The organism is Sphaerisporangium krabiense (assembly GCF_014200435.1).
In the GTDB taxonomy this organism is placed as follows: domain Bacteria; phylum Actinomycetota; class Actinomycetes; order Streptosporangiales; family Streptosporangiaceae; genus Sphaerisporangium; species Sphaerisporangium krabiense.
Window position 1 is genome coordinate 5602036 of the sequence record NZ_JACHBR010000001.1, and the last position, 25764, is coordinate 5627799.

Sequence of the window (25764 nt, forward strand, 5' to 3'; positions counted from 1 at the left end):
ACGCCACGTGAAGATGGGTCTTGCCCGTGGACCGGTCGTGGCGGCACCGTGTGTGCCATGCTCCGTGTCTTGGCGGTCGACGACGAGGTGCACGCGCTCTCCGAGCTCGCCTACCTTCTCCGGCGGGACGATCGCGTCGAGGAGGTCCTGACGGCCTCCGACGGGGTCGCCGCGCTGCAGGACATGGTCGCGATGATCGGCGCGGGGGAGCGGCTGGACTGCGTCTTCCTCGACATCCGCATGCCCGGCCTCGACGGCCTCGACCTGGCGCGGCTCATCGGCGCGTTCCCGAGCCCGCCGCGCCTGGTGTTCGTCACCGCGCACGACGACCGCGCGGTGCAGGCCTTCGAGCTGGAGGCCGTGGACTACCTGCTCAAGCCGCTGCGCCCCGACCGCGTCGCCGAGGCCGTCCGGCGCGTGGAGTCCGCGACCTACGGCGCGCAGGCCGCCGAGGCGCCCATGGACGACGTGATCCCCGTGGAGCTGAGCGGGCGCACCAGCTTCGTCCCCCAGCACGCCGTGGCCTACGCCGAGGCGAGCGGCGACTACGTGCGCCTGCACACCGCCGAGGGCACGCACCTGGTGCGCATGTCCCTGGCGGCCCTGGAGCGCCGCTGGGCGGCCTCGGGGTTCATCCGGGTGCACCGCAGCACGCTCGTGTCGGCCCGGCACGTCACCGAGATGCGCTTCGACGACGGCCGGATGGTGCTGCGCGTCGGCGCCACCACCCTGCCGGTGAGCCGGCGGCACGCCCGGCGCGTCCGCGACCAGCTCGTGCGGCAGTTCCGCCCCGCCCCGCCGTCCCTTCCGCCCGCCGCCGGGCCGGAGGACGGGCCCGGCCGCCCCTGACGCCTCCGCCGTTGCCCGGACACGGGCGGCCCGGCTCGGAGCGCGAGGTCCCCGGCGCGCCGTTCGGCGACGTCGGCGCGCCGCTCGTCGCGCCCGGAGGATCCGCACGGCGCGGGCGGCGCGCCGCTCAGCGAGAGAGCGGCGAAGCGGGCCCCGGGCCGCCGATGACCCAGCGTAATGTCATCCGCGTCACCAGGCCACACTGCGTAACCGGAAGGCTCGCCCGCGGGGACGGGCGGACCCCGGATACGCGGACCCACGGCGCCCGCCTGTCTTCCGTACCCACGCGCGAATCAGGCGGCCGCCCACCGCCGCCGGGCCCTCACCGGGGGGTAGGGCCCGGCGGCCGCGGCGTGGCGGGGTGGTCGCCCTTCGGCGTCCAGGTCGACGCGGTGATCCGGCCCAAGGGGGGCGGCCGGATCGCCCAGGCGAACACCCCGCCACCTGCCGCGGCTCGGGGGCCGTCAGGCCGCAGCGGGGCTCAGGACAGGGACCGCGTCCGGGAGCAAGGCGCCGGGGAGACAGGGCGTCAGGCCAGCGCGGCGTCGCGCAGGCTCTTCAGCAGCAGGATGTCGGCGCGATGACCCTCGACCTTGCCGGGGGTCTCGATGCACAGCGGCACCCCGGCGGAGGCCGGGTGGCGCATCAGCTCGCCGAACGCCGCCGCGCCGATCTGCCCGGCGCCGATGTTCTCGTGCCGGTCGCGCCCGGACCCGCAGGGGTCCTTGGAGTCGTTGGCGTGCAGCAGCTTCAGCCGTCCCGGGGCGATGGCGTGCAGCGCGTCCATCATGAGCGCCACCCCGCCGGGCGCGGCCAGGTCGTGCCCGGCGGCGAAGGCGTGACAGGTGTCCAGGCACACGTTGGCGCGCGGGTGGAACTCCAGCGCCTCCAGGTACGGCCCGAGCTCCTGGACGGTGGCGCACAGCATGTTGGCCTGGCCCGCCATCGGCTCCAGCAGCAGGTCGGGACCGTCGTCGGGGATCTCCTCCAGCACCGGCAGCAGGTGCTCGCGCACCTGCCGCAGCGCCTCCTCGCGCGACCGGCTGACCGCCGACCCGGTGTGCACGACCACGCCGAGCGCGCCGGTCTCCACCCCGCGCCGCAGCGCGTGCCGGATCGACGTGAGCGACTTCTCCAGCACGTCGGCGCTGGGCGACCCCACGTTGACGAGGTAGGGCGTGTGGATGAACACCGGCAGAGGCGACTCGCGCAGCGCGGCGTCCTCCGCGGGCCTGCCCTCGGCGAGCGCCCAGCCGCGCGGGTTGGTCACGAAGACCTGGACGACCTCGGCCTCGATCTGGGCGGCGTACTTGAGGCCGCCCGTGGCGAGGCCGCCGGCCACCAGGACGTGGCCGCCGATCAGCGGGGCGGCAGGGGCCGGGGAAGAAGCGGAAGGTGTGGTCATGGTGGCCCACAGCTTAGGGGAGGCCCCCGGGTGATCCGCCCCCGACCAGCGGTTTCCCCCGGTATCGCCGCGCGCTCTTGGAGCATGACACGAAAAGTCCTGGCGGAGCGTTGGCCCGCTTGGGAGCTCCTGCGGCTGGACCGCGCCCGCCCCCGGCGATCTACTTGCTGCCATGCCCATGGTGACGCCCGGCCTCGCGGGCCTCAACGCGCTCAGCCCGCCGCGCGCCGAGCGCGAACTGCTGGCCTGCTGCGGCTCCCGCGCGTTCGCCCGCGCCGTCGCCGCCGGCCGGCCCTACGGCGACGAGGCCGCCCTGACCGCCGCCGCCGAGGCGGCCGTCCGCGCCCTGTCCTGGCCGGACGTCCTGGAGGCGCTGGCCGCGCACCCGCGCGTCGGCGAGCGGCCCGGCGGGCCGTCCCGGGAGGCGTCCTGGTCGCGTGAGGAGCAGTCGGGCGCCGCGGGGGCCGACCGGCGGGTGCTGGCCGGCCTCGCCGCGGGCAACGCCCGGTACGAGGAGCGGTTCGGCCACGTGTACCTGGTCTGCGCCACCGGGCTGACGGCCGCCGCGATGCTGGAACGGCTGGAGGCCCGGCTGGGCAACGACGCGGAGGCCGAGCGCGCCGTCGTCACCGAGGAGCTGGCCGCCATCACCCGGCTGCGCGTCGCCCGGCTGGCCGCGGGCCCGGCGGGGGAGGCGCGATGAGCCTGTCCACCCACGTGCTGGACGCGGGCACCGGCCGTCCCGCCTCGGGTGTGGTCGTCGGGCTCCACCGGGGCGAGCGCCTGATCGCCGAGGGGGTGACCGGCGAGGACGGGCGCCTGAACGACTGGCTGCCGGGCGGCGAGCCCGGCGCGGGCGTCCACCGCCTGGTGTTCCACACCGGCGCCTACTTCGCCGCCCGGGGCGTGCGCACCTTCTACCCGGAGGTCGTCGTCACCTTCACCGTCGAGGACCCCGGCGAGCACCACCACGTCCCCCTGCTGCTCAGCCCGTTCGCCTACTCCACCTACCGCGGGAGCTGACCATGGCCGTCGTCCTCGGACCCAACCGCTACGGCAAGGCCGAGACCCGCGTCGTGCGCGTCACCCGCGACGGCGAGGAGCACCGGCTCAAGGACTGCACGGTCGGCGTGTCGCTGTCCGGGGACATGCGCGACGTCCACCTCACCGGCGACAACTCGGCCGTCCTGCCGACCGACACCCAGAAGAACACCGTCTACGCCTTCGCCGGGAAACACGGGATCGGCGAGATCGAGGAGTTCGCCCGCCTGCTCGCCCGGCACTTCACCGGCGCGGGGCCGTCCGTCCACCACGCGCGGGTCGCGGTGGAGGAGCACCACTGGGAGCGCCGCGGCCCGCACTCCTTCGCCCGCGCCTCCGCCGAGACCCGCACGTGCGTCGTCCACCACGACCGGGACGGCTCCACCACCGTGGTCTCGGGGCTGGAGGGGCTGGTGCTGCTGAACACCACCGGGTCGGAGTTCCACGGCTTCGCCCGCGACGCCTACACCACGCTCGCCCCCACCCGCGACCGCGTGCTCGCCACCGCCGTCACCGCGCGCTGGCGGCACACGGCCCCGCCGGACACGCCCGGCTCGCCCGGGGCCTACGACTTCGGGGAGTCGCACGCGGCGGTGCGGCGCTGCCTGGCCGAGGCGTTCGCCGGCACCCACAGCCTGTCGCTGCAGCAGACCCTGTACGCCATGGGCTCCCGGGTGCTGGAGACCCGCCGCGAGATCTGCGAGATCCGCCTGTCCCTGCCCAACAAGCACCACTTCCTCGTGGACCTCACCCCGTTCGGCATGGACAACGACAACGAGGTGTACGTCGCCGCCGACCGCCCGTACGGGCTGATCGAGGGCACCGTGATCGACGACGCCGCGCCCGCGCCCGGCCCGGCGTGGGACTAGCGGCCCACGGGAACGACAAGGGGGAACGACATGGACTTCCTGCGGCCCGCCACCTGGGAGGAGGCCCTCGCCGCCAAGGCGGAGCGGCCCGGCGCCGTGCCCCTGCTGGGCGGCACCGACGTGATGGTGGAGATCAACCTCGACGCGCGCAGGCCCGCCGCGCTGCTCGACCTCACCGCCGTGCCCGGCCTGAACGCCTGGGAGCACGCGGCGGACGGACGGCTGCGCGTCGGCGCCGGCGTGACCTACGCGCGCCTCATCGCCGAGCTCGGCGACGTCCTGCCCGGCCTGGCGCAGGCGGCGCGGACGGTCGGCTCGCCGCAGATCCGCAACCGGGGCACCGTCGCCGGCAACCTCGGCGCCGCCTCCCCGGCCGGGGACTCCCACCCGCCGCTGCTGGCCGGGGACGCCGTCGTGGAGGCCGAGTCCGCGGCGCGCGGCACCCGCATGATCCCGGCCTGCGCGTTCTACCTCGGCGTCAAGCGCAGCGCCCTCGCCCCGGACGAGCTGATCCGCGCGTTCTGGGCGGCCCCGGCGAGCGGGCCGCAGTACTTCTCCAAGGTCGGCACCCGCAACGCCATGGTCATCGCGGTGTGCTCCTTCGCCATCGCCCTGCACCCGCGCGAGCGCCGCGTCGGCACCGGCGTCGGCTCGGCCGCCCCCACCCCGCGCCGCGCCCAGGAGGCCGAGCGGTTCCTCGCCGGCGAGCTGGACTGGACGGGCGGCGCCCCGCTCGACGCCCGCGTGGCGGCCCGGTTCGGCGAGCTGGCGGCGCGGGCCGCCGCGCCGATCGACGACGTGCGCGGCACCGCGGACTACCGCCGCCACGCGATCGCGGTCATGGCCCGCCGCACGCTCACCTGGGCCTACGACGACTACCGGAAGAAGGCGGCGGAATGCGCGTGAACCTCACCGTCAACGGCAGGCGCGAGGCGGTGGACGGCGTCTGGGAGGGCGAGAGCCTGCTGTACGTGCTGCGCGAGCGCGTCGGCCTGCCGGGCGCCAAGAACGCCTGCGAGCAGGGGGAGTGCGGCTCGTGCACCGTCTACCTCGACGGGATGCCCGTGTGCGCCTGCCTGGTCGCCGCCGGGCAGGCCGAGGGCCGTGAGGTCCGCACGATCGAGGGCCTGGCCGACGGCGACCGCCTGGACCCGGTGCAGCGGGCCTTCCTCGACCGCGGGGCCGTCCAGTGCGGGTTCTGCACACCCGGGCTGATCGTCCAGGCCCACGACCTGCTGTCCCGCGTCCCCGACCCCACCGACGCCGAGATCCGCGAGGCCCTGGCCGGCAACCTGTGCCGCTGCACCGGCTACGAGAAGATCATCGAGGCCGTGCGGCTGGCGGTCGCGCGCGGGGCGGGCCCGGCGTGACGGCCCCGGACCCGCGCCCGGCCACGGCGCGCTCCCGCGAACCGTCCGGCGCGGGCGAGACCGTCATCGAGAACGTCGCCGTCGCCCCCGTCGCCGGCCCGGACATCCGCCGCGGCCACCTGCGCGTCCGCGACGGCCGCGTTGTCGCCCTCGGGGAGGGGCCCGCTCCGGCCCTGCCGGGCGCGGCGCGCATCGACGGCGCGGGCTGCCTGGCCACCCCCGGCCTGGTGAACACCCACCACCACCTCTACCAGTGGGCCACCCAGGGCACGGCGCAGGACGCCCCGCTGTTCGGCTGGCTCACCGCGCTCTACCGGGTGTGGGCCGCGATGGACGCCGAGGTGGTGGGCGGCGCCGCCACCGCCGCGCTCGCCTGGCTCGCGCTGTCCGGCTGCACCACCACCACCGACCACCACTACGTCTTCCCCAAGGGCCGCGGCGACCTGTTCGCCGCCGAGGTCGAGGCGGCCCGGTCGGTCGGCCTGCGCTTCCACCCCTGCCGCGGCTCGATGGACCGCGGGGCCTCCCAGGGCGGGCTGCCGCCGGACGAGGTCGTCGAGAGCCTGGACGAGATCCTCGCCGCCACCGCCGACGCCGTGGACGCCTACCACGACCCCGCGCCCGGGTCGATGCTGCGGGTCGCCGTCGCGCCCTGCTCGCCGTTCTCGGTCAGCGCCGACCTCATGACCGAGTCCGCCGCGCTGGCCCGGGACAAGGGCGTGCGCCTGCACACCCACCTGTGCGAGACCGCGGAGGAGGAAGAGCACTGCCGCGAGCAGATGGGCTGCACGCCCGTCGACTACATGGAGAAGCTCGGCTGGCTCGGCCCCGACGTCTGGGTCGCGCACGCCGTCCACCTGCACGACCGCGACCTCGCCCGCTTCGCCGCCACCGGCACCGGCGTGGCGCACTGCCCGAGCTCCAACGGCAGGCTCGGCGCCGGGATCGCCCGGGTCGCCGAGATGCTGCGGGCCGGGGTCGCCGTCGGGCTCGGCGTGGACGGCGCGGCCTCCAGCGAGCTCACCCCGCTGGCCGGCGAGATGCGCCAGGCCCTGCTGTTCCAGCGCGCCCGGTACGGCCCCGCGGCGCTCACCGCGCGCCAGGCCCTGGAGGCGGCCACGCTGGGCGGCGCCCGCTGCCTGGGACGGGAGGACGAGATCGGCTCCCTGGAGCCGGGCAAGCTCGCCGACGTCGTCCTGTGGCGCGTGGACGGCTTCGCCGCCGCCCTGGACGACCCGCTGTGCGCGCTGGTCTTCGGCGGCCGTCCCGAGGTGGCCCTGGCGCTGGTCGGCGGCCGGACCGTGGTCCGGGACGGCGAGCTGCGCACGGTCCCGCAGGACGCCGCCGCCCGGCTGGGCGCCGACGCCCACCGCCGCCTCATCCGCCTGGCGGGCGGCGTCCTCCCGGCGGACCCGGGGGCGCCCGGATGACCGCGCCGGACGCGGGGGAGCGGTACGCGCTGGTCGTGCGGTCGCGGCGGGCGGTGCTGCCCGGCGGGGAGCGGCCCGCGGCGGTGGCGGTGCGCGACGGCAGGATCGCCGCGGTGCTGCCCTACGACCATCCGGCGGACGGCGCCGCGCGGGTGGACCTCGGCGCGGTGTGCCTGCTGCCCGGCCTGGTGGACACCCACGTGCACGTCAACGAGCCGGGCCGCACCGCGTGGGAGGGGTTCGCCACCGCGACCCGGGCGGCGGCGGCCGGGGGCGTGACGACGATCGTGGACATGCCGCTCAACTCGATCCCGCCGACGGTGGACGTCGGCGCGCTCGCCGTCAAGCGGGCCGCGGCGGCCGGGCGGTGCGCCGTGGACGTCGGCTTCTGGGGCGGCGCGGTCCCCGGCAACACCGCCGCGCTGCGCCCGCTGCACGAGGCGGGGGTGCGCGGGTTCAAGTGCTTCCTGTCGCCGTCCGGCGTGGAGGAGTTCCCGCCGCTCGGCCCCGCGGGCCTGGCCGAGGCGATGCGCGAGGTGGCGTCCTTCGACGGGCTGCTCGTCGTCCACGCCGAGGACCCCGGGCTGCTCACCGACCCCACCGGCCCGACATATCTGGAATTCCTGGCGTCGCGGCCGGGCGAGGCCGAACGCGCCGCCGTCGAACGGGTCATCGCGCTCGCCCGCCGGACCGGCGCGCGCGCCCACATCCTGCACGTCTCCTCCGCCGCCTGCCTGGCGCCCCTGGAGGCCGCCCGGCGCGACGGCCTGCGCGTCACCGCCGAGACCTGCCCCCACTACCTCACCCTCACCGCCGACCAGGTGCGCGGCCCGGAGTTCAAGTGCTGCCCGCCCCTCAGGGACCGCGGCAACCGCGACCGGCTCTGGGAGGGCCTCGCCGCGGGCACGCTGAGCTGCGTCGTCTCCGACCACTCGCCGTCCACCCCCGACCTGAAGGTCCCCGACTTCGCCGCCTCCTGGGGTGGTGTCTCCTCGCTGCAGGTCGCCCTGCCCGCCGTCTGGACCGAGGCCCGCGCCCGCGGCCACACCCTGGCCGACGTCGCCCGATGGATGTCCGAGGCCCCCGCCCGCCTGGCCGGGCTGCCGGGCAAGGGCGCCATCGCGCCCGGCCGGGACGCCGACCTGGTCGCCTTCGACGACACCGCCGCCTTCACCGTGGACGCCGCGCGCCTGCACCACCGCAACCCGATCACCCCCTACCACGGCCGCACGCTCACCGGCGCGGTCCTCACCACCTGGCTGCGCGGCCGGGAACTGACCCCCGCCACCCCACCGACGGGAATCCTGCTATGACCCCCGCACCCTCACCTTCCGCCGGCTCCCCGGGCCCGGAGAAGGCCTCCGCCGAGCACCGGGCCCCGCACGGCGCGGCGGACTCCACCGCCGCCGGGCTGCCCGACCTGGCCTCGCGGTCGTACGGAGGGTCGGTGGTGGCCGCCAGCGACGAGTCCTTCGCCGAGCGGCAGGCCCTCATCCTGCCCGGACGCCCGGGCTTCCGGCCCGGCACCTTCGGCGCGCGCGGGCAGGTGTACGACGGCTGGGAGACCCGGCGGCGGCGCGACGACGGCCACGACTGGGCCCTGGTGCGGCTCGGCATGCCCGGCGTCGTCCGCCACGTCGTCATCGACACGGCCTGGTTCACCGGCAACTATCCGCCGTACGCCTCCGTGGGCGCCTGCGCCGCCGAGGGACACCCCTCCCCGGACGAGCTGCTCGCCGCCGCCTGGACCGAGATCGTGCCGCGGGTCCGCCTGAGCGGCGACGCAGCGCACGGGTTCCCGGTCGCCGACCCCCGCAGGTACACCCATGTGCGGCTGAACATCTTCCCCGACGGCGGCGTCGCCCGCCTGCGCGTCCACGGCGAGGTGGTCCCCGACCCGGCCCTGCTCGCGGGCCTGACGATCGACCTCGCCGCCCTGGAGAACGGCGCCCTGGTGACCGGCTGCTCCGACGACTTCTACTCCTCGCCCGTCAACGTGATCGCCCCCGGGCTGCCCCGCCACCAGGCCGAAGGCTGGGAGACCGCCCGCCGCCGCGACGGCGGCAACGACTGGCTCACCGTGCGCCTGGCCGTGCCGGGGGTGATCCAGGTCGCCGAGCTGGACACCACCAACCTGGTCTACAACGCCCCCGCCGCCGCCTCGCTCAAGGGGGCCGACCTGCGGGGCCGGGCCACCGGGCTCCACGGCTCCGGCGCGCCCGGCGAGGACGAGTGGTTCGAGCTGCTGCCGCTGACGCGCCTCCAGCCCGACACCCGCCACCGGTTCCGCCTCGCCGCCGCCCGCGCCGCCACCCACGTCCGCCTCGACATCCACCCCGACGGCGGCCTGGCCCGGCTCCGTCTCCACGGCGCCCCGGTCACCTGACACGGCGCGGGGCAGGGCCCGGTCAGTGCCAGATGGTGATGCGGGTGCCGGCCGGGGCCTGGCCCAAGGGGTTCTCCGCCACCACGGCGCCGGACCCGGCGATCTTCCGGACGTGCACCTTGAAACCCGCGGTGCGCAGCTCGCGGCTGGCGTCCCCGACGCGCTTGAAGCGGACGTCGGGGATGGGGATGAGGGCCTGGCCCGGCTGGACGTTCTGCGGGTCCTGCGGGTTCTCCCACGGCCAGTGGAAGCCGGTGTCGGGGCCCTTGGAGCAGGTGAGCTGGACGGCCTGCCCGGCGGTGATCTCGGCGCGGGCGGCCGGGCTCTGCGCGATGACCGTGCCGGGCTGGGCGTCGTCGGTCTGCTGGACGACCGTGGGGGTGAACCCCTTCCCGCGCAGGAACGCCTCGGCCTGGTCGCACTGCATCTCGCTGACGTCCGGCATGAGCTGGCCCGCGCTCAGCACGATCTGGACGGTGCCGCCCTCCTTGACCCGCGTGCCGACCTGCGGGCTGGTGCGCAGCACCAGGCCGCGCTGCACGGTGTCGCTCGGCACCCTGCTCACGGCGCCCGCGGTCAGCCCGGCCTCGGAGATCTTGCTGCGCGCGTCCGCCTCGGACAGGTTCACGACGTTCGGCACCGCGATCTTGAGGGGCCCCGCCGAGGGGATCAGGGTGATGACCGAGCCCCGGACGACCTCGCGGCCGGACTCGGGGTCGGTGCGCAGCACCTTGTCCTCGCCGAGCTCCTTGTCGTTCTCGGGCTTGCCGATCTTGACGGCGAAGCCCTGTTTCTCGGCCTCGGCCTTGGCCACGCTGATGTTGATGCTCAGCAGGTCGGGGACGGTGGTGTAGCGGCCCTCGGAGAACCACCAGCCGGTGCCGGCGATGGCGGCGACCATGACGGTGGCCAGCCCGACGATGAACCAGATCGGGCGCACGCGCCGGCGGGCGCCGTGGCCCTCGAAGGGCGCGGCGGGCGCGGCCGCCGCCCCGGGCGAGGTGAGCATCTCGGTGCGGGACTGGACGAGCGTGGGGTTGGCGGGCGGCACCGGGGCGGCCGGGGCGGTGGTGTTCGGGGGGGCCGGCTTCGGGCCGGCGTCGCGCGGCAGCGTGCGGTGCGTCTCGACGGCCGCCACGAGCAGCGCGGTGGCGTCGGCGGGGCGGCGGGCGGGGTCGCGGTCGGTGGCGGACAGCACGAGCCTGTCGAGCTGGACCGGGCCGCCGGGCACCACGGAGGACGGCGCCGGCACGCGGTCGTGCACGTGGCGGTAGGCCACCGACATCGGGGTCTCGCCGTCGTACGGCTGCCGCCCGGTGATCAGCTCGAACAGCATGACCCCGGCGGCGTAGACGTCGCTGCGCGCGTCGGCGACCCCGGAGGTGACCTGCTCGGGCGACATGTACGCGATCGTCCCGATCATGACGCCGGTGCGGGTCTGCCGCCCGGCCTCGATGGCGCGGGCGAGCCCGAAGTCCACGACCTTGACCCGGCCGTCATCGCTCAGCAGCACGTTCTCGGGCTTGACGTCCCGGTGGACCATGCCCGCCTGGTGCGCGGCCCCGAGCGCGGCGAGCACCGGGATCATGATCTCCAGCGCCTCGCGGGCGGGCAGCCGGCCGCGCTCGCGCAGCACGTCGCGCAGGGTGCGCCCTGGGACGTACTCCATGGAGAGGTAGACGTGGCCGCCGTCGGTGCCCTGGTCGAAGACGTGCACGATGTTGGGGTGCGACAGGCTGGCCACGGACTTGGCCTCACCGATGAAACGGCGCACGAAATCGGGGTCCTCGGCCAGCGAGCGGTGCATGACCTTCAGCGCCACCGTGCGGTCGAGCCGGATGTCCATGGCCAGGTAGACGGCGGCCATACCACCGCGGGCGATGCGCGACTCAACGCGGTAGCGCCCGTCCAGCAGCCGCCCTACGAGGGGGTCCGCAACCGTCGTGTCCACGGGAGTGAGTTTACGGGCGGTTTGCCAGGACGAGGGCAAGCACATCCCAAACCGATGCCGACATGTTCTCCCGTCAGGAAGGGGTCATCCGAGCGCGTCCCGCGTGACCGCGGGCGAGGACGCCTCAGCGTACCGCCGTCGCGGGATCCTGCCCGCCAGGCGCGCCATGCGGCCCGCCGAGACGGCGTGCCGCATCGCCGCGGCCATGACCGCGGGCCTGCGCGCCCGGGTGACCGCGCTGGCCAGCAGCACCGCGTCGCAGCCGAGCTCCATCGCCTGCGCGGCGTCGCTGGCCGTGCCGAGGCCGGCGTCCAGGACGACCGGGACGCCCGCCGCCTCGACGATCAGCTCGATGTTGTGCGGGTTGCGGATGCCGAGACCCGAGCCGATGGGGGAGCCGAGCGGCATGACGGCGGCGCAGCCCGCCTGTTCGAGCCGCCGGGCGAGCGCGGGGTCGTCGCCGATGTACGGCAGCACGACGAAGCCGTCGGCCACCAGGCGCTCGGCGGCGTCGAAGGTCTCGATCGGGTCGGGCAGCAGGGTGCGCTCATCGCTGATGACCTCCAGCTTGACCCAGGAGGTGCCGAGGGCCTCGCGGGCCAGGCGCGCGGTCAGCACGGCCTCGCCGGCGGTGTAGCAGCCCGCCGTGTTGGGGAGCACCTTCACGCCCCGGGCGCGCAGCACGTCCAGCACCGAGCCGGCGGCGGCGGGGTCGAGCCGGCGCATGGCGACGGTGGTCATCTCGGTGCCGGAGGCCGCCAGCGCCTCGTCCAGCACCTCCAGCGAGGGGGCGCCGCCGGTCCCCATGATGAGGCGGGAGGAGAACTTCTCGCCGCCGAGCTCCAGCACGTCGCCGGCGAGGGCGTCGGCGCCCGTCGTGGTGCCCGCCGCGGGCGTCGCCTCAGCCACCCTGCACCGCCGTGAGGACCTCGACCCGGTCGTTCTCGCCGAGCGCGGTGGACGGCCAGGCGCCGCGCCGCACCACCTCGTCGTTCACCGCCACCGCGACCCCGGACTCGGCCGAGGTGAGCGCCTTCACGGCCTGGGCGACGGTGGCTCCGTCGGGCAGCTCGCAGGGCTTGCCGTTGATCGTCACGTTCATGGTCGTTCACGGGGGCCGGGGGCGCCCCGATCCTCCTTTTCGTCGAAGGTGGGCCGCGTCATCGATGGTGGGCGGCGAAGGCGGCGCGCGCCGTGCCGCCGCCGAAGCGCAGCGGCGAGCAGACCTCCGCCTCCCGCGCGTAGGGGCCGGGGCCGCCGTCCAGCTCGGCCATGAGCATCGCGGCGGTCAGCGGGGCCAGCAGGACGCCGCCGCGGTGGTGGCCGGTGGCGAGCAGCAGGCCCTCCATCGCCGCGGGCCCGAGCACGGGCAGGTTGTCCGGAGTGCCGGGGCGCAGGCCCGCGCACACGTCGGCGACCTCCAGCTCGGTCACGCCGGGGACCAGCTCGCGCGCGTCGCGCAGCAGCTCCCACAGGCCGCCGGCCGTCACGCGGGTGTCGAAGCCCATCTCCTCCTGGGTGGCGCCGAGCACGATCTCGCCGTCGCCGCGCGGCACCAGGTAGGCGCTGGACCCGTGGACCACGCCGCGCACGCAGTGCCCCAGGAACCCCGGGGCGCCGTGCAGGCGCATGATCTGCCCCTTCACCGGGCGCACGGGCGGCAGGACGCCGGGCGGCACCCCGTCGAGCGAGCCCGACCACGCCCCGGCGGCCAGCACCACGCGGTCGGCGGCGATCACCCGTCCCCCGCCGAGGCGCACCCCGCGCGCGGCGCCCCCCTCGACGGCCAGGCCCGCGACGTGCTCGGCGACCACGGTCGCGCCGCGGCGCGCCAGCGCGGCGAGCAGGGCGGCGGTGACCCGGCGCGGGTCCACCCACGCGTCGCCGGGGGCCAGCAGGCCGCCGCGCACGGCCGGGGCGAGCATCGGCTCCACCCGGCGGCACTCGCGCCCGGTCAGGCGCTCCACGCGCAGCCCGAGCCCCCCCATGAACCCGGCCATCTCGTCCAGGGCGGCCAGGTCGTCGGCGCCGAACGCGACGTCCAGGGTGCCCTCGGCGCGGTGGTCGACGTCCACGCCGGACTCGCGGGCCAGCTCGGCGGCGAAGGACGGCCACAGCTCCAGGGAGGCGAGGCCGAGCCGCAGCAGAGGCTCCTCGGTGTAGGAGACCTCGCTGACCGGGGCGAGCATGCCCGCGGCGGCGTGCGTGGCGCCCGAGCCGGGGGAGGGGTCGGCGAGGGTGACCGCGTGCCCGGCCTGCGCGGCGCGCCAGGCCACCGACAGGCCCGCCACGCCGCCGCCGACGACGACCACGTCCATGTTCGCTCCCTTCGCCGGCATGATCCGGATCAGGTCTTTGCGGTCGAGGGCCGCCAGCCCTCCTCTCAGCCCGGTCTCGCCGGACTCCCGCGCGTCTGACGCCCCAAGCCTATTCCTGCCGGGGTACGCCGTGCGCACCGGCTTGAGGGTTCTCATCACTTACCGTGTGGAGTAGTGAGCTGATTCGTTACCAAATCGCCGTTGGCGAGTGACCCGGCTGGCCGCTTACTGTCGGGTTGTGAATCATGTCGTGGTAGTGGGCGCCGGGCTGGCCGGCGTGCGGAGTGTCGAAGCGCTGCGGGCGCGCGGGTACCACGGGCGCGTCACACTGGTGGGCGACGAGGGTCACCGCCCCTACGATCGCCCGCCGTTGTCCAAGGCCGTGCTCGCCGGGGGCCTGGACTCGACCGTCGTGGACTCCGATCTCGGGGCCCTGGACATCGACCTGCGCACCAGCGTGGCCGCCAAGGGCCTGCGCCCCGGCGTCGTGGAGACGACCGAGGGCGAGCTGGAGTTCGACGGGCTGGTCATCGCCACCGGCGCCGCCCCGATACGGCTGAGGGGGGACGGGCCCCAGCACACCCTGCGCACGATCGACGACGCGCTGGACCTGCGCGCCCGCCTGCTCCCCGGCGCCCGGGTCGTGGTCGTCGGGGCGGGTTGGATCGGCGCCGAGGTCGCCACCGCCGCGCGCCGCGCCGGCTGCGAGGTGACCGTCGTCGAGGCCGCCGCCTCGCCGCTCGCCGTGGCCCTCGGCACCGAGGTCGGCGGCCACACCGCGGCCTGGTACGCCGAGGCGGGCATCGCCCTCAGGCTCGGCGTGATGGTGGGCTCGGTGGACCCCGGCGGGCTCACGCTGGTGGACGGCACGTGGATCCCGGCGGACCTGGTCGTGACCGGCGTCGGCGTGCGCCCGGCCGTCGGGTGGCTGGCCGGGTCGGGCGTCGCCCTGGACAACGGCGTCGTCGTCGACGAGCACCTGCGCACCTCCCTGGACGGCGTCGTCGCGGCCGGCGACTGCGCCAACTGGTGGTCGCGCCGCTTCGGCCGCCGCCTGCGGGTCGAGCACTGGGACACCGCGCTGCACTCCCCGGAGACCGCCGTCGCCACCCTGCTCGGCCAGAGCGCCGTCTACGACCCCGTGCCGTATTTCTGGTCCGAACAATTCGGTCACATGCTCCAGTACGCCGGCCACCACGCCGGGGCCCGGCTGGTCATGCGCGGCGACCCTTCGTCGGCGCCGAAATGGGCGGCCCTCTGGCTGACCGAGGACGACCGCCTGTCCGCCATCTTCACCGTCGATCTGCCGCGTGACCTGGTGCAGGGCCGCCGGATCGTCGAGGGGGGGCAAAGGCTCGATGTGAATCGGGCGAAAGACCCATCGATACCCTTGCGCGACTGCTTGTGACCCCTGTGGGGGTGTTTCAGACCTGCCGTGACGTGGTAATTGTGGACTCGTGACGCTTTCTGTTGCACAGATCGACCGGGAAACCGACCAGCTCGTAGGGGAATGGCTCCCCCTCTCGGAGGTTGGCGTCCGGCTGGGGCTCAGCTCCGGGCGCGCCAAGCAGCTCCTGAAGGACAAGAAGCTCATCGGGGTCCGCAGGGGCGGCCCGGAGCCCGAGGTGCCGGCGGTCTTCGTCGCCGGGGACGACGTGCTGAAGGGTCTCCCCGGCACCCTCACCGTCCTCGCCGACGCGGGCTACGACGACGTCGAGTCCCTGCGCTGGCTCTTCACGCCCGACGACTCCCTGCCGGGGGCGCCGGTCGAGGCGATCGTCGCGGGCCGGCACACCGAGGTGAAGCGGCGTGCCCAAGCGCTCGCTTTCTGACGCGCGGCTCTACCTCTGCACCGACGGCCGCCGGCGCCAGGGCGATCTGGAGGACTTCCTGGACGCCGTGCTCGCCGGCGGGGTGGACATCGTCCAGCTCCGCGAGAAGGGCCTGGAGGCCCGCGAGGAGATCGCGCTGCTGGAGGTCTTCCGCGACGCCTGCGACCGGCACGGGGCCCTGCTGGCGGTCAACGACCGCGCCGACATCGCCTACGCCGCCCGCCCCGACGTGCTCCACCTCGGGCAGGACGACCTGCCCGTGCCCGTGGCGCGCGCCATCCTCGGGCCGGACGTCCTCATCGGGCGGTCCACGCACAGCGACGCCGAGGCGTCGGCGGCGGCCGTCGAGCCGGGCGTCGACTACTTCTGCTGCGGGCCGATCTGGCCCACGCCGACCAAGCCCGGGCGTCCCGCGCCCGGGCCCGGCCTGCTGAAGCACGCGGCCTCGCTGGACACGGCACGGCCCTGGTTCGGCATCGGCGGCATCGGCCTGGACACGCTGGACGAGGTGCTCTCCTCCGGCGTGTCACGGGTCGTGGTCGTGCGGGCGATCACCGAGGCCGGCGATCCCGGCGCGGCGGCGGCGGAGTTCGCGCGGCGGCTGCGGGCGTCCTGACGCCCGGGGCCCTACGGCTCGGCCCCGGTGCGCGGTCGCGGCTCAGCTCCGGCGTGCCGTCGCGGCGACGGCCAGTTCCTCCAGGGCCCGGCGCGCCTCGGGCGTGATCGGCGCGCGCTCCAGCGAGCTCAGGGCGTCGTCGAGATACCGTTTGATCATCTCCTCCCCGGCCGTGAGCGCGCCGGTGTCCTCGATGATCCCGCGCAGCCGCGCGATCCCCTGCGCGTCCAGGGCGGGGTCGCCGAGCAGGCGCCGCACGTCGGCCGCCTGGCCCTCGGAGGCCGCCGACAGGGTGCGCGCGATCAGCATGGTGCGCTTGCCCTCGCGCAGGTCGTCGCCCGCGGGCTTGCCGGTCTCGGCCGGGTCACCGAAGACGCCGAGGATGTCGTCGCGCAGCTGGAAGGCGATGCCGACCTTGTGCCCGTACTGCACGCACAGCCGGTCGATCCAGGGCTCCTGCCGGCCGGCGGCGAGCACCAGGCCGAGCCGCAGGGGCTGCTCGACGGAGTACTTGCCGCTCTTGTGCAGCGCCACGCGCAGGGCGCTGTCGAAGGTGCTCTCGCCGTGCGCCTGTTCGAGGAGGTCCAGGTACTGGCCGCACATCAGCTCGGTCCGCATGAGGTCGTGTATCGGCTCGGCGGCGGCCAGCGCCTCGGCGGGCAGGCCGCTGGTGCGCCACATCTCGCTCGACCAGACGAGCAGCAGGCTGCCCAGCAGGACGGCCGCCCCCTCGCCGAACCTGGCAGGGGAGCCGCGCCATCCGGCCTCCTCGTGCATCGCCTGGAACCGCCTGTGCGCGGAGGGCCTGCCTCTGCGCATGTCGCTCGAATCCATCACGTCGTCATGGATCAAGGCGCTGGCCTGCAACAACTCCAGCGACGCGGCGGCGGCGCAGATCTCCGGGCCGTCCTCTCCGCCCGCCCCGCGCCACCCCCAGTAACAGAACGCGGGACGCAGCCGCTTGCCGCCGGCCAGGAAGTCCTCCGCCGCGGTCAGCAGGGGGGCGAGGTCGGGCGCGCCGACCAGGGGCCGCTGCCGCTCCACGAACGCCCGCAGCCTGCGGTCCACCTCGGTGCGAAAGGAGTCCCACTGGAAGGAAGTGGTCATGCTCCGAGATTAGTGGTCGCTTGCTGACGTACTGATTACCCGCCCCTCGCTTGCGCACCGGAACCGCACGTTCGCACGGGGTCCACGCCGGAACGGACCTGTAGCCTTGGACCCATGTCTCTGGGTCGTCCTTCCGTCCGCCCTGACCGCGTGCCCACCGTCAGAGATCTGCTCGCCGCCGGTGGCCGGTCGTTCTCTTTCGAGTTCATGCCCCCCAAGACCGACGAGGGGGAGCGGCAGCTCTGGCGCGCGATCCGCGAGCTGGAGGCCCTGCGCCCGACCTTCGTGTCCGTCACCTACGGCGCGGGCGGGTCGAGCCGGGACCGCACGGTCGACGCCGTCGAGCGCATCGCGCACGAGACCACGCTCACGCCCGTCGCCCACTTCACCGCCGTCAACCACTCGGTGCGCGAACTGCGCCACCTGATCGGCAGGTTCGCCGGTGCGGGCGTGCGCAACATCCTCGCCGTCCGCGGCGACCCGCCCGGCACCGACCCGCTGGCCGAGTGGACCAAGCACCCCGACGGCGTCGAGTACGCCGAGGACCTGGTGCGCCTGATCCGCCAGGCCGGGGACTTCTGCGTCGGCGTGGCCGCCTTCCCCTACCGCCACCCGAGGTCGCCGTCGATCGAGGCCGACACCGAGTACTTCGTGCGCAAGTGCCGGGCCGGGGCCGACTACGCGATCACCCAGATGTTCTTCCGCGCCGAGGACTACCTGCGGCTGCGCGACCGCGTCGCCGCCCGCGGCTGCGACACGCCGATCATCCCGGGCATCATGCCCGTCACCCAGATGAGCACCATCGCCAGGTCGGAGAAGCTCTCCGGCGCGCCGTTCCCGCCCGAGGTCGCCGCGCGCTTCGAGCGCGTCGCCGACGACCCCGCCGAGGTGCGCCGGGTCGGCATCGAGCACGCCGCCGAGCTGTGCCAGACCCTGCTCGACGAGGGCGCGCCCGGCATCCACTTCATCACCTTCAACAAGTCCAGCGCGACCCGCGAGGTCTTCCAGGCGCTGTCCCCCGAGCCCGCCGTCGCGAAGGCCGGCTAACCCCGGCCGGGGCGCGCGGCGGGCCGGCCCGCCGCGCGCAGCGGCAGCGTGCTGCCCACGATCGCGTAGTGCTCGTAGCCGCCGGGGAAGACGAACATCTGCATCAGGTCGACGAAGCCGAGCGTCCGGTACAGGTGGCGCGCCGCCGTCGGCCGGTCGTGGGTGGACAGCACGGCGGTGCGCTCGCGCCGGCCCTCGCACAGGCCGCGCACGAGCCGCCGCCCGACGCCCTTGCCCTGGTAGTCCGGGTGCACGTGGATCTCCGCGATCTCCAGGGCGTCCTCGAACCACGCGGCCGCGGTGGCGGCGCCCTCGCGGTCCTCAAGGCCCCGGCGCACGACGTCGTGCCACCACTGCCCGGGCGCGCCGTGGAAGCCGTACCCGAAGCCCACCACCGTGCCCTCGGAGGTCTCGGCGAACAGGCAGGTGAAGTCGGGGAAGGTTGCGTGGTTGCGCATGATGCCCTGCCGGCCCGCCAGCTGCTCGGGCGGAGGCCGCATCGCCGCCGTGTAGGTCTGGAGCACCGTGTCCAGCTCGGCGGTGAACTCCGCGGCACCGGCGCGTCGCAGTTCGATCACTCGTCGCACACTAGCAGCACCATGCCGAGGCACGGCCGAACCCGATCAGAGCGATCTTCACGGCGCTAACCCGGCGTACCGGACGGGCCGCCTACTCGACGTCGGCGGGAGTGCCGCCCGTGATCCGCACGAGCTCCTCGAACGTGGTCGGGAAGACCGTGTGCGCGTGACCGGCGGCGGCCCACACCACCGGGTGCTTGGCGAGCCAGGTGTCCACCAGCGTGCGGATCGGCGCCGGGTGCCCGACCGGGGCGACGCCGCCGATGGTCTGCCCGGTCGCCGCCTTCACGAACTCCGGGGTGGCCCTCTTGACCTTGGAGACGCCCACCAGATGGGCGATCAGGCCCGTGTCCACCCGGTGCGCCCCGCTGGTCAGCACCAGCAGAGGCTCGCCGCCGGCGTCGAAGATCAGGCTGTTGGCGATGGCCCCGACCTCACAGCCGAGCTGGGCGGCGGCGGTCACGGCGGTGGGCGCGGCGTCCTCCAGCACGACCACCTCGCCGGCCGCGCCGGCCTCCCGCAGGGCGGCGGTCACCTTCTGAACGCTCGGATGCAACTTTTCTGGCACCGGACCACTCTAAGCATGTTGACCCGCCTGAGCCATTGATTACATCTCCGTGACTCACGGTGGGGACGCTTGATCCTTGCGCTAATGTCCGTGATCCGTACATGGCGTTACCGAAGGGGAGTTTTGACATGGGGGTTGGTAGGCGGCTCGCCGCCGCGGCGGTGCTGACCGCGGGAGCCGTGCTCGTCTCGGGGCTCGTCTCGGGGCTCGGGACGGGAGTCCACTACGCGGCGCCGGCAGGGGGAGCCGGCGCCCGGGGTACGACGGTCGCGATCCACGCGACGCCGGTCGGCCGCGAGGTCGCGATCGCGCCGTTCACGGCGCCGAACGTCCGGTTGAGGATCGGCGCCAAGGGCGCCGCCGTCAAGCAGTTGCAGACCCGGCTGCGGGAACTCGGGTACGCGCCCGGCAAGCTCGACGCGCAGTACGGAGGCGCCACGCAGTCCGCCGTCTGGGCGTTCCAGAAGGTCCAGGGCATCACGCCCACGAGCACGATCACCTCGCGCACCTGGCGGGCGCTGGAGGATCCCAAGGCGCCGCGGGTGCTCGTGCCGCGGGGCAAGCCCGACCGGGTCGAGGTCGACCTCACCCGGCAGATCGCCGTCCTGTACCGGGCCGGGCAGGTGAGGCTGATCACCCACGTCTCCTCCGGCAGCGGCATCCCCTACTGCGAGACGGCGACCTGGCAGGGCAAGACGCAGAAGTTCTGCGGGGACGCCAGGACCCCGACCGGCGACTACAAGACCACGTGGCGGCGCTCGGGCTGGCACAAGTCCTACCTCGGGCAGCTCTACAACCCGATCTTCTTCAACGGCGGCATCGCGCTGCACGGCGCGCTGTCGGTGCCGCTCTATCCCGCCTCCCACGGCTGCGTGCGCCTGCCGATGCACGTCGCGCAGGCTCTGCCGGCGATGCTCGGCACCGGGGTGCCCGTCCACGTGAGGGGCAAGTTCCGGCGCTGATCGAACGGCTCCGTTCGAAGGCCGCGCGCGTCTCGACGCCGCGGCCTTCGTCGTGTCCGGCCCCCGAACCGGCCCCCGAACCGGCGCCGCCCGGCCCCCGGTCTCCGGCCGTCACCCGGCGCCACGTGCGGCTTCACGTCAGGGACCCGCGCTCGGGCGCAGGTTGACGCCATGATCGAACCTTTGTTCGTGAGATGCTTGACATCGCCCATCATCGAATTTATGTTCGACACAGTGGGGGCGGGACTCGCGGCCTGCCCTCACCCTCCGGCGGGCCGCCGTCCATGGCGGCGGCCCCGCCGGCGAGACGCGCGACGGCCGGACGGGGAGAGGGGAAGCTCCTCGTCCGGCCCCAGGCGGCGAGCCGGGTCGAGGAAGCGAGGGACGAGCCTGCCACGTGACCACTACCAGCGGGCCATCGGAATTGTCGGTGGCATCTGCGACGGTGTTATCACCGGCGGTCACCGCCGAGGCCATGACCCAAGGAGGGTTGGCATGACTCGACAGTCCGGAGAAGGTCCCCGGGTCTCCCAGACGGTGCGCGCGCATCTCGCCGACGCGCACGCGTGCCTGGCCGACGCCGCGGCGTCCCGCACCCCCGCCGAGCGGTACGTCTCCGCCCACCTCGCGGCGTTGCGCGCGGCGGCCGCGATCCTCGCGGCCCTCCCGCGGCCCATGGACGGGCGAAGACGCCGGCTGCGCAGCGCGTGGGAGTTGTTACCCGAGGCCGAGCCCAAGCTGGCGCAGTGGGCGGCCTACTTCGCCGAGACGGCGCGCAAGCGGGCCATGGCCGAGGCCGGCATGGTGCGCGTGGTGACGGCCCCGGAGTCCGACGAGCTGCTGGCCGAGGCCCACACCTTCGTGGCCGTCGTCGAGGACATCCTCGGCGTCCCCGGCCAGGCCACCATCCCGGTGAACGCCCCGATCGCCGGCTGACCCACCCTCTGAGCCCCCGCCCGGCCACGGCAGCCGGCGCGTCATCGGCTCACACCCGCCCGCCCCCGGGCCGCCGATCCCACCGCTCGCCCGCAGCGGGCGAACAGCCGCCCGAAACGCGATCCGCCGGCATCTCACCAGGCCGACGCGCGACCTACCGGCGCCTCATCCGGCCGACACGGGACCACCAGCGCTTCGCTCGGCCGACGCGCGACCCGCCGGCGTCTCATCCGGCCGATACGGGACCTACCAGCGTTCGCTCGGCCGATGCGCGACCTGTCGGCCTCGTCCCAGCCGTCCCCGAGTTCGCGTCTCACAGTGGTGCGCCGTGGTGGTGGGCGTGCGGGAGTCGTGTGCGGGAGGGATCGCCCCGTGATCCTCGCCGCACACGACCGTGCGCGTCTTGCGAGGGACGTGACCGGAACGCCCAGGGCGTGTCCGGACGGCCCCGCCCAGGATGGCGACCGGATCGGTCCTGCTCACATCGCCGATCGATCGGTCCTGGTCATGCCGGTGACCGGACGGCCGCATGCGAGACGACGGCCGGACGGTCGTGGGGAACGACGGTCGTCAGAACGCGTCGACCGCGCGGCGCGCCTCCGCGTCCAGCACGCCCCAGGTGATGAGCTCTTCGGTCAGCTCGTTCGGCGACTTGTCGTAGATGACCGCGAGCGAGCGCAGATCTTCCTGACGGATCGACAGCACCTTGCCGTTGTAGTCGCCACGCTGGCTCTGGATGGTGGCCGCGTAACGGGCGAGGGCCCCGGCCTTCTCCTTGGGCAGCTGGGCGAGGCGCTCCAGGTCGATCACCAGCTTGGGCGTAGGGCCAAGAGGGGCCGGAGCGGAGCCTCCGGGCAGCAGCTCGGAGACCGGCACACCGTAGAAGTCGGCGAGCTCGGCGAGCTTCTGCACGGTCACGGCACGGTCGCCGCGCTCGTAAGAGCCGACGACGACGGCTTTCCACCTGCCGCGCGACTTCTCTTCGACCCCGTGCAGTGATAGCCCCTGCTGGGTGCGGATGGCGCGGAGTCGCGCGCCCAGCGACTTGGCGTAGTCAGACGGCATTGTTAGGCCCCCGGCTTTCTATGAACGTTCTCACTTATTGTGCGCCTCGCGACGGTTGTGGCGGCGCTCGGGTCTGGGACCCGGGGCAGGCACCATCGGTGACCGGAGCGTCGCGGTTTACCCGAATACGTCGCGAGGTGTGGTTACGGACAGTGACGGTAAAGGTGTGGGCGTGATTGGTCAAGCTGATTGGAAAAATGATGCCGAATCCTGTCCGGTCGGGTGCTGATCTGCGCGGCCGCGAACGTCGCTCCGGTCCCTTCCGTCTCCGTCTCCCGCCCGTTCACGGAACGTCCGCATACGCCCCGCGTCCCGTCCGATAAGGCACCCCCGCGCGCCGGGGCGAAACCCCGGCGCGCCCACGCGGCGGGAGCGGCGACCGTTCCCCCGCAGGTCAGCGGAAGGGTATCCGCCCAGGTTGGGTGGGGCGAACCGGTTCGGGGCGTTCTCGGGCGGGCTGCTAACGTGAGTGCACCAGTTCCTTTAACCCCGTCCTGTGAGGCGGGAAAGGCGGTGACCTCCATGAACGGCGCCCGAAATCAGGCGCACGACGACGCTCACGCCGGAGTCCGCGACCACGACGCCGGTCACGACGGCGGCAGGGAAAACGACGCGCGGGCACAGGCCCCGGCGCGCGACGAGACCTCCCCGCGCGACGGCGAGCGCGCGGTCCTGGAGGCCCCGGACATCAACCGGGCCCTCACCCGCATCGCCCACGAGATCCTCGAACGCGCCAGGGGCCCGGAGAACCTTCTCCTGCTCGGCATCCCCACCCGCGGCACGTTCCTCGCGCGCCGGCTCGCCGACCGCATCGAGCAGGTCGAGGGCCGCCCGGTGGCCTTCGGCTCCCTCGACGTCACCATGTACCGCGACGACCTGCGGCTCAGGCCCGCGCGGGCGCTCGGCCGCACCGACCTCCCCAAAGAGGGGGTCGACGGCCGCATCGTGGTCCTGGTCGATGACGTCCTCTTCTCCGGCCGCACCGTGCGCGCGGCGCTCGACGCGCTGAACGACCTCGGCCGTCCGCGGGCGGTCCGGCTGGCGGTGCTGGTCGACCGCGGCCACCGCGAGCTGCCCATCCGCGCCGACTACGTCGGCAAGAACCTCCCGACCTCCCGCGCCGAGACGGTGCGGGTGTGCCTCACCGAGACCGACCGGCGGGACGCCGTCCTGCTGAGGGGAGGCCAGCGATGAAGCGCCATCTCCTTTCCACCGCCGACCTGTCGCGCGAGGACGCCCTGCTGATCCTCGACACCGCGGAGGAGCTCGCCGAGGTCTCGGGCCGTTCGATCAAGAAGCTGCCGACCCTGCGCGGGCGCACGGTGGTGAACCTCTTCTTCGAGGACTCCACGCGCACCCGCATCTCCTTCGAGGCCGCCGCCAAGCGCCTGTCCGCCGACGTCATCAACTTCTCGGCCAAGGGGTCCAGCGTGTCCAAGGGCGAGAGCCTGAAGGACACGGCGCTCACCCTGCAGGCGATGGGCGCCGACGCCGTGGTGGTGCGGCACGGCGCCTCCGGCGCGCCGCACCGCCTGGCCGCCTGGGTGGACGGCAGCGTGGTCAACGCCGGCGACGGCACCCACGAGCACCCGACGCAGGCGCTGCTCGACGCGTTCACCATGCGCCGCCGCCTCGGCGACCTGGACGGCCGCCGGGTCACGATCGTCGGGGACGTCCTGCACAGCCGGGTGGCGCGCTCCAACGTCCACCTGCTGCACACCCTCGGCGCCGAGGTCACCCTCGTGGCCCCGCCCACGCTGCTGCCGGTGTCCATGGGCGACTGGCCGTGCGAGGTCTCCTACGACTTCGACGCGGTGCTGCCCAAGTCCGACGCGGTGATGATGCTGCGCGTCCAGCACGAGCGCATGAACGCCTCCTACTTCCCGTCCGCGCGCGAGTACAGCCGCCGCTACGGCCTGGACCCCGAGCGGATGGCGCGCATGCCCGTGGGCGCGATCGTGATGCACCCCGGCCCGATGAACCGCGGCATGGAGATCGCCGCGGAGGTCGCCGACGGCGAGCGCTCCACGATCGTCGAGCAGGTCACCAACGGCGTGACCGTCCGCATGGCCGTGCTGTACCTGCTTCTGTCCGGCTCCGAGCCCGCGATCGGGGGAAACCAGTGACCTACCTTCTCAGGGGCGCCCGCGTTCTCGGGGGCGACCCGCGCGACGTGCTGCTCAAGGACGGCCGCATCGCCGAGATCGGCGATCCCGGCCGGCTGGACGCGGCGGGCGCGACGGTCGTCGACGCCGGCGGGCTGGTCGCGCTGCCCGGCCTGGTCGACCTGCACACCCACCTGCGCGAGCCGGGCCGCGAGGACGCCGAGACCGTCGAGTCGGGCACCGCGGCCGCCGCGCTCGGCGGGTTCACCGCCGTGCACGCGATGGCCAACACCTCGCCGGTCGCCGACACCGCGGGCGTGGTGGAGCAGGTCTGGCGGCTCGGCCAGGAGGCCGGCCACTGCGACGTGCGGCCGGTCGGCGCGGTGACCGCGGGCCTGGCGGGCCGCCAGCTCGCCGAGCTCGGCGCGATGGCCGACAGCGCGGCCCGCGTGCGGGTCTTCTCCGACGACGGCGTGTGCGTCTCGGACGCGGTGCTCATGCGGCGCGCCCTGGAGTACGTCAAGGCGTTCGACGGCGTGGTGGCCCAGCACGCGCAGGAGCCCCGCCTGACCGAGGGCGCGCAGATGAACGAGGGCGCGGTGTCGGGCCGTCTCGGCCTGACCGGCTGGCCCGCCGTCGCCGAGGAGGCGATCATCGCGCGCGACTGCCTGCTGGCCGCGCACGTCGGCTCCCGCCTGCACGTCTGCCACGTCTCCACGGCCGGCTCCGTCGAGATCATCCGCTGGGCCAAGTCGAAGGGCTGGGACGTCACCGCCGAGGTGACCCCGCACCACCTGCTGCTCACCGACGCGCGCGCCGAGTCCTCGCCGGCCGGCCCCTACAACCCCATCTACAAGGTGAACCCGCCGCTGCGCACCGACGACGACGTCCGGGCGCTGCGGCTGGCGCTGGCCGACGGCACGATCGACTGCGTGGCCACCGACCACGCCCCCCACCCGGTCGAGGACAAGGAGACCGAGTGGCCGGCGGCGGCCATGGGCATGATCGGCCTGGAGACCGCGCTGTCCGTCGTCCAGGAGGCGATGGTCGAGACCGGGCTGCTGGACTGGGCCGGCGTCGCCGACCGCATGTCCGCCCGCCCCGCCCGCATCGGCCGGCTGTCCGGCCACGGCGGGCCGCTGGAGGCGGGGGCCACCGCCAACCTCACCTTGGTGGACCCCGCCGCGCGCCGGGACGTCGACCCGGGCGCGTTCGCCTCCAAGAGCCGCAACACGCCCTATGTGGGCATGACGCTGCCGGGCGCGGTCGTCGCGACGTTCCTGCGCGGCCGCCCCACCGTCCTCGAAGGGAAACTGACGTGACGACCCC

Annotated in this window: 27 protein-coding genes and 1 riboswitch; of the genes, 18 read left to right on the plus strand and 9 right to left on the minus strand. The window is 74.5% G+C overall.

The features are described from left to right. Positions 1 to 57 precede the first annotated feature (57 nt). Positions 58 to 849 carry a LytR/AlgR family response regulator transcription factor gene (locus tag BJ981_RS24550; RefSeq protein WP_184614123.1) on the plus strand — a complete coding sequence of 264 codons (792 nt, stop codon included), beginning with the start codon at positions 58 to 60 and terminating at the stop codon, positions 847 to 849. Between the two features lie 529 nt (positions 850 to 1378). Here the strand turns inward: BJ981_RS24550 and BJ981_RS24555 are convergent. Continuing rightward, positions 1379 to 2254, minus strand: coding sequence for a deoxyribonuclease IV (locus tag BJ981_RS24555; RefSeq protein ID WP_184614124.1), 876 nt, complete (start codon positions 2252 to 2254; stop codon positions 1379 to 1381). Between the two features lie 172 nt (positions 2255 to 2426). Here BJ981_RS24555 and uraD point away from each other — a divergent pair, with 172 nt between their 5' ends. The 8 genes from uraD to alc all read left to right on the plus strand — a co-directional run bounded on the left by uraD (position 2427) and on the right by alc (position 9350). Then, positions 2427 to 2957, plus strand: coding sequence for a 2-oxo-4-hydroxy-4-carboxy-5-ureidoimidazoline decarboxylase (gene uraD, locus BJ981_RS24560; protein WP_184614125.1), 531 nt, complete (start codon positions 2427 to 2429; stop codon positions 2955 to 2957). Continuing rightward, positions 2954 to 3277 (plus strand): hydroxyisourate hydrolase, encoded by a 324-nt coding sequence (gene uraH, locus BJ981_RS24565; RefSeq protein ID WP_184614126.1) that lies wholly within the window; start codon positions 2954 to 2956, stop codon positions 3275 to 3277. The genes uraD and uraH overlap by 4 nt, the downstream gene beginning before the upstream one ends. A gap of 2 nt (positions 3278 to 3279) precedes the next feature. Continuing rightward, positions 3280 to 4164, plus strand: a complete 885-nt coding sequence (pucL, locus tag BJ981_RS24570) for a factor-independent urate hydroxylase (RefSeq protein ID WP_184614127.1) — start codon at positions 3280 to 3282, stop codon at positions 4162 to 4164. A gap of 30 nt (positions 4165 to 4194) precedes the next feature. Then, positions 4195 to 5070: an FAD binding domain-containing protein gene (locus tag BJ981_RS24575; protein WP_184614128.1), complete on the plus strand. Its 876-nt coding sequence runs from the start codon at positions 4195 to 4197 to the stop codon at positions 5068 to 5070. After that, entirely contained in the window at positions 5061 to 5534 is a 474-nt protein-coding gene (locus tag BJ981_RS24580) for a (2Fe-2S)-binding protein (RefSeq protein ID WP_184614129.1), read from the plus strand. The genes BJ981_RS24575 and BJ981_RS24580 overlap by 10 nt, the downstream gene beginning before the upstream one ends. 65 nt (positions 5535 to 5599) lie before the next feature. Continuing rightward, positions 5600 to 6964 carry an 8-oxoguanine deaminase gene (locus tag BJ981_RS24585; RefSeq protein ID WP_184616382.1) on the plus strand — a complete coding sequence of 455 codons (1365 nt, stop codon included), beginning with the start codon at positions 5600 to 5602 and terminating at the stop codon, positions 6962 to 6964. Then, positions 6961 to 8277, plus strand: coding sequence for an allantoinase AllB (allB, locus tag BJ981_RS24590; protein WP_184614131.1), 1317 nt, complete (start codon positions 6961 to 6963; stop codon positions 8275 to 8277). The genes BJ981_RS24585 and allB overlap by 4 nt, the downstream gene beginning before the upstream one ends. Further along, positions 8274 to 9350, plus strand: a complete 1077-nt coding sequence (gene alc, locus BJ981_RS24595; protein WP_184614133.1) for an allantoicase — start codon at positions 8274 to 8276, stop codon at positions 9348 to 9350. The genes allB and alc overlap by 4 nt, the downstream gene beginning before the upstream one ends. A 22-nt stretch (positions 9351 to 9372) precedes the next feature. On the opposite strand, the gene pknB is transcribed toward alc, so the two are convergent. From pknB to thiO, 4 genes are all read right to left on the minus strand, one after another. Next, complete coding sequence (pknB, locus tag BJ981_RS24600; protein WP_184614135.1) at positions 9373 to 11301, minus strand: Stk1 family PASTA domain-containing Ser/Thr kinase; 1929 nt, start codon at positions 11299 to 11301, stop codon at positions 9373 to 9375. 84 nt (positions 11302 to 11385) lie between these two features. Beyond that, positions 11386 to 12210, minus strand: a complete 825-nt coding sequence (locus BJ981_RS24605) for a thiazole synthase (protein WP_275422284.1) — start codon at positions 12208 to 12210, stop codon at positions 11386 to 11388. Beyond that, positions 12203 to 12403, minus strand: coding sequence for a sulfur carrier protein ThiS (gene thiS, locus BJ981_RS24610; protein WP_184614137.1), 201 nt, complete (start codon positions 12401 to 12403; stop codon positions 12203 to 12205). Before thiS ends, BJ981_RS24605 begins: the two co-directional genes overlap by 8 nt. A gap of 58 nt (positions 12404 to 12461) precedes the next feature. Continuing rightward, the gene (gene thiO, locus BJ981_RS24615; protein WP_184614139.1) at positions 12462 to 13619 is read right to left on the minus strand and encodes a glycine oxidase ThiO; all 1158 of its coding nucleotides are present in this window, start codon (positions 13617 to 13619) and stop codon (positions 12462 to 12464) included. Next, positions 13609 to 13720, minus strand: a riboswitch (TPP riboswitch). It overlaps the preceding gene by 11 nt. Positions 13721 to 13857: 137 nt before the next feature. On the opposite strand from thiO, the gene BJ981_RS24620 reads away from it, so the two are divergent. Genes BJ981_RS24620 through thiE form a run of 3 tightly spaced genes read left to right on the plus strand, consistent with a single transcriptional unit; the run spans position 13858 to position 16067 of the window. Beyond that, positions 13858 to 15027, plus strand: a complete 1170-nt coding sequence (locus BJ981_RS24620; protein WP_184614141.1) for an NAD(P)/FAD-dependent oxidoreductase — start codon at positions 13858 to 13860, stop codon at positions 15025 to 15027. Between the two features lie 49 nt (positions 15028 to 15076). Further along, positions 15077 to 15451, plus strand: a complete 375-nt coding sequence (locus tag BJ981_RS24625; protein WP_184614143.1) for an Rv2175c family DNA-binding protein — start codon at positions 15077 to 15079, stop codon at positions 15449 to 15451. Then, the gene (thiE, locus tag BJ981_RS24630) at positions 15429 to 16067 is read left to right on the plus strand and encodes a thiamine phosphate synthase (RefSeq protein WP_184614145.1); all 639 of its coding nucleotides are present in this window, start codon (positions 15429 to 15431) and stop codon (positions 16065 to 16067) included. The genes BJ981_RS24625 and thiE overlap by 23 nt, the downstream gene beginning before the upstream one ends. Positions 16068 to 16109: 42 nt before the next feature. Here the strand turns inward: thiE and BJ981_RS24635 are convergent, their stop codons facing one another. Further along, on the minus strand, positions 16110 to 17174 hold the full coding sequence (locus BJ981_RS24635; protein WP_184614147.1) for a polyprenyl synthetase family protein: 1065 nt from the start codon (positions 17172 to 17174) through the stop codon (positions 16110 to 16112). Positions 17175 to 17288: 114 nt separating this feature from the next. Between BJ981_RS24635 and metF the strand changes: the two genes are divergently transcribed. Further along, entirely contained in the window at positions 17289 to 18221 is a 933-nt protein-coding gene (gene metF, locus BJ981_RS24640) for a methylenetetrahydrofolate reductase [NAD(P)H] (RefSeq protein ID WP_184614149.1), read from the plus strand. Here metF and BJ981_RS24645 read toward each other — a convergent pair. Both BJ981_RS24645 and BJ981_RS24650 read right to left on the minus strand, forming a co-directional pair. Next, complete coding sequence (locus tag BJ981_RS24645; RefSeq protein WP_239138958.1) at positions 18218 to 18799, minus strand: GNAT family N-acetyltransferase; 582 nt, start codon at positions 18797 to 18799, stop codon at positions 18218 to 18220. The two genes, metF and BJ981_RS24645, sit on opposite strands and share 4 nt — an antisense overlap. Positions 18800 to 18890: 91 nt before the next feature. Next, the gene (locus BJ981_RS24650) at positions 18891 to 19367 is read right to left on the minus strand and encodes a YbaK/EbsC family protein (protein ID WP_184614151.1); all 477 of its coding nucleotides are present in this window, start codon (positions 19365 to 19367) and stop codon (positions 18891 to 18893) included. 128 nt (positions 19368 to 19495) lie between these two features. Here BJ981_RS24650 and BJ981_RS24655 point away from each other — a divergent pair, with 128 nt between their 5' ends. Together BJ981_RS24655 and BJ981_RS24660 are read left to right on the plus strand one after the other, a co-directional pair. Continuing rightward, positions 19496 to 20329 carry a L,D-transpeptidase family protein gene (locus tag BJ981_RS24655; RefSeq protein WP_184614153.1) on the plus strand — a complete coding sequence of 278 codons (834 nt, stop codon included), beginning with the start codon at positions 19496 to 19498 and terminating at the stop codon, positions 20327 to 20329. Between the two features lie 495 nt (positions 20330 to 20824). After that, positions 20825 to 21265 (plus strand): SAV_6107 family HEPN domain-containing protein, encoded by a 441-nt coding sequence (locus BJ981_RS24660; protein ID WP_184614155.1) that lies wholly within the window; start codon positions 20825 to 20827, stop codon positions 21263 to 21265. Between the two features lie 570 nt (positions 21266 to 21835). On the opposite strand, the gene bldD is transcribed toward BJ981_RS24660, so the two are convergent. Beyond that, positions 21836 to 22330, minus strand: a complete 495-nt coding sequence (gene bldD / locus BJ981_RS24665; RefSeq protein ID WP_184614157.1) for a transcriptional regulator BldD — start codon at positions 22328 to 22330, stop codon at positions 21836 to 21838. Positions 22331 to 22852: 522 nt separating this feature from the next. Between bldD and pyrR the strand changes: the two genes are divergently transcribed. Genes pyrR through BJ981_RS24680 form a run of 3 tightly spaced genes read left to right on the plus strand, consistent with a single transcriptional unit; the run spans position 22853 to position 25757 of the window. Then, positions 22853 to 23524 carry a bifunctional pyr operon transcriptional regulator/uracil phosphoribosyltransferase PyrR gene (gene pyrR, locus BJ981_RS24670; protein ID WP_184614159.1) on the plus strand — a complete coding sequence of 224 codons (672 nt, stop codon included), beginning with the start codon at positions 22853 to 22855 and terminating at the stop codon, positions 23522 to 23524. Continuing rightward, positions 23521 to 24456: an aspartate carbamoyltransferase catalytic subunit gene (locus tag BJ981_RS24675; protein WP_184614161.1), complete on the plus strand. Its 936-nt coding sequence runs from the start codon at positions 23521 to 23523 to the stop codon at positions 24454 to 24456. Before pyrR ends, BJ981_RS24675 begins: the two co-directional genes overlap by 4 nt. Beyond that, complete coding sequence (locus BJ981_RS24680) at positions 24453 to 25757, plus strand: dihydroorotase (protein WP_184614163.1); 1305 nt, start codon at positions 24453 to 24455, stop codon at positions 25755 to 25757. Before BJ981_RS24675 ends, BJ981_RS24680 begins: the two co-directional genes overlap by 4 nt. The last annotated feature ends 7 nt before the right edge of the window (positions 25758 to 25764 follow it).

Coding starts and splice junctions, on each gene's coding strand:
- BJ981_RS24550 (WP_184614123.1), top strand. CDS start 58: ATGCTCCGTGTCTTGGCGGTCGACGACGAGGTGCACGCGCTCTCCGAG.
- BJ981_RS24555 (WP_184614124.1), bottom strand. CDS start 2,254: ATGACCACACCTTCCGCTTCTTCCCCGGCCCCTGCCGCCCCGCTGATC.
- uraD (WP_184614125.1), top strand. CDS start 2,427: ATGCCCATGGTGACGCCCGGCCTCGCGGGCCTCAACGCGCTCAGCCCG.
- uraH (WP_184614126.1), top strand. CDS start 2,954: ATGAGCCTGTCCACCCACGTGCTGGACGCGGGCACCGGCCGTCCCGCC.
- pucL (WP_184614127.1), top strand. CDS start 3,280: ATGGCCGTCGTCCTCGGACCCAACCGCTACGGCAAGGCCGAGACCCGC.
- BJ981_RS24575 (WP_184614128.1), top strand. CDS start 4,195: ATGGACTTCCTGCGGCCCGCCACCTGGGAGGAGGCCCTCGCCGCCAAG.
- BJ981_RS24580 (WP_184614129.1), top strand. CDS start 5,061: ATGCGCGTGAACCTCACCGTCAACGGCAGGCGCGAGGCGGTGGACGGC.
- allB (WP_184614131.1), top strand. CDS start 6,961: ATGACCGCGCCGGACGCGGGGGAGCGGTACGCGCTGGTCGTGCGGTCG.
- alc (WP_184614133.1), top strand. CDS start 8,274: ATGACCCCCGCACCCTCACCTTCCGCCGGCTCCCCGGGCCCGGAGAAG.
- thiS (WP_184614137.1), bottom strand. CDS start 12,403: ATGAACGTGACGATCAACGGCAAGCCCTGCGAGCTGCCCGACGGAGCC.
- thiO (WP_184614139.1), bottom strand. CDS start 13,619: ATGGACGTGGTCGTCGTCGGCGGCGGCGTGGCGGGCCTGTCGGTGGCC.
- BJ981_RS24635 (WP_184614147.1), bottom strand. CDS start 17,174: ATGACCACTTCCTTCCAGTGGGACTCCTTTCGCACCGAGGTGGACCGC.
- metF (WP_184614149.1), top strand. CDS start 17,289: ATGTCTCTGGGTCGTCCTTCCGTCCGCCCTGACCGCGTGCCCACCGTC.
- BJ981_RS24655 (WP_184614153.1), top strand. CDS start 19,496: ATGGGGGTTGGTAGGCGGCTCGCCGCCGCGGCGGTGCTGACCGCGGGA.
- BJ981_RS24660 (WP_184614155.1), top strand. CDS start 20,825: ATGACTCGACAGTCCGGAGAAGGTCCCCGGGTCTCCCAGACGGTGCGC.
- bldD (WP_184614157.1), bottom strand. CDS start 22,330: ATGCCGTCTGACTACGCCAAGTCGCTGGGCGCGCGACTCCGCGCCATC.
- pyrR (WP_184614159.1), top strand. CDS start 22,853: ATGAACGGCGCCCGAAATCAGGCGCACGACGACGCTCACGCCGGAGTC.
- BJ981_RS24675 (WP_184614161.1), top strand. CDS start 23,521: ATGAAGCGCCATCTCCTTTCCACCGCCGACCTGTCGCGCGAGGACGCC.